Here is a 1,992-nt window from a genome sequence, read left to right as displayed (position 1 = left end):
GTATGGATTTGCAAATTATCCTTTAAGATTCCAGATATTTATGGAAGAGATTGGATTTGGTAGTAAATTCTATTATATTCTCTGCGTTCTCTGTGCCTCTGTGGCTTATAAGAGGCTGAATAGTTACAATTTATCAGAGGAGAACCAATGAAACGACCTTATGATGTTGATGGTTATTTTAAAATCGCCTCAGTGCCTACGGGTGTTTATTTAACGGTCTATCCACCACTGGGTGAAGGGAAAAGAGTTGATTTAGAAGAAGTTTTAATTCAAGTTAAAGATAATGAGCGGATAAAAGATGTTGACTTCGAGGCAATTACGGAGGCTGTCCGACTAAGCAATGGTGTCTCAGTAAGGATTGGCGAATATCAAGTTGAATCAGTCGTTGATATACTCTTAGTCGAAATTAGTGAGGATGAATTAAAAGCCTATTTAACCATTCTCTATCCACCTGAAGGAGGAAAAGTAATCACCATTAAAAGTATTCTTGAAGAACTGGCTAAACAAAAGGTAGTCTATGGAATACAGGAGGATAAATTAGCCGGGGTTTTAAAGAGAGAGGAATTTAACAGGGTGTTTTTAGTCGCAGAAGGTATCCTGCCAGAAAATGGAAAAGATGCAGAAATAACCTTTAAATTTAAAAAACAAAAAGAGATTAAATTTGAAGAAGTCGCTGGAAAGGTGGATTTTAAACAGATGTGCCCAATTGATATTGTCCAGCAAAACGAAGTAATTGCAGTTAAAACTAAAGCGACTTCCGGCAAACCAGGAATTACGGTTACCAGCAGATTAATACCCCCACAACCAGGTAAAGATGTCCCTTTTCCTCAAGGGAAAAACATAGAGGTTTCACCAGATGGATTAGAATTGAAAGCAAGCATTTCTGGACGACTGATATTTGACAAAGATAAAATTAATATAGACCCGGTCTATAATATCAATGGAAATGTAGATTATTCCACCGGAAATATCGATTTTCCAGGAACGGTTGTGATTAATGGAGATGTCTTAGGTGGGTTTAGTGTCAAGGCAGGTGGAGATATATTTATCGCTGGTTGTATAGAAAATGCACACATTAAGGCTGGCAGAAATATTAATGTCGGAAATGGAATTTTAGGAAAAAATGAGGCTCATCTCCATGCATTGGGGGATGTATCCGCTAAATTCATAGAACACAGTAAAATAGATTCCCATCACGATGTCATTGTCAGTGAATCTATTGTCCATAGCTACATCAATGCTAAACATAAAGTTATTCTAAAAGGGAGATTAGGTGTAATCCTGGGTGGTAGAGTTCGTGCCGGCGTAGAGATACGAGCTAAAACTATCGGGGCATGGACTGAAGTCCCAACTGAGTTAGAAGTAGGATTAGACCCACAATCTCGCGAAGAAATCCACCGTTTAGCCTACGAGATTGCTGAAGATAAGAAAAAATTCCAGGAACTAAAATTAGGCATAAAAACATTACTTAACTTAAAAGCATCTACTAATGGTCACCTGCCTGAAGAAAAAGAGGAATTATTAACCACCCATCTTAAAGCCCAGGATTTATTAATCGAAAAATTACGCGAGGCAACGGAAAAAATAACCACATTACAAAAAAGAACATCTCTTGATAGCGGTGGAAGAATAGCCATACTCAACATCATTTATCCTGGTGTAAAAATCTTTATCCATAACGCCATCCTCCATACCTTTGAGGAATATAAATATGTAACCTTTACCGCTAAAGGCGGAAAAATCGAAATCACTCCGTATCAAGAAGAAATAAACCCGAAATCGGCAAGTAGGTGAGTAAAAAGGGGAGAGGGGAAAAAGAGTAATCGTTCACTGCAAGATGCCACAGAGACGCAGAGAGAAAATTAGTAACCGTTCAGGCTATATATCAAAAGTGTAAGAAAGGGGATAAGGAGATAAGGGTGATATGGAGATAAGATAATAGAAATAGATTGAAATTTATAGAAATAGGTAGAAATTGATTGTGGAAAACAA

The 1,992-nt window shown here is 37.4% G+C and carries 1 protein-coding gene; it reads left to right on the top strand.

The window, feature by feature from the left end:
* Positions 1 to 147 precede the first annotated feature (147 nt).
* Complete coding sequence (locus AB1414_20015) at positions 148 to 1,794, top strand: FapA family protein (GenBank protein MEW6609699.1); 1,647 nt, start codon at positions 148 to 150, stop codon at positions 1,792 to 1,794.
* Positions 1,795 to 1,992 lie beyond the last annotated feature (198 nt).

This window comes from bacterium (genome assembly GCA_040755795.1).
Classification (GTDB): Bacteria; UBA9089; CG2-30-40-21; order CG2-30-40-21; family SBAY01; genus JBFLXS01.
Note: the sequence above shows the minus strand (reverse complement) of the source record. Positions and strands in the feature narration are given on the sequence as shown.

What these genes read in the sequence shown, in the direction of transcription:
- AB1414_20015 (MEW6609699.1), top strand. Translation starts at nt 148, where the DNA reads ATGAAACGACCTTATGATGTTGATGGTTATTTTAAAATCGCCTCAGTG.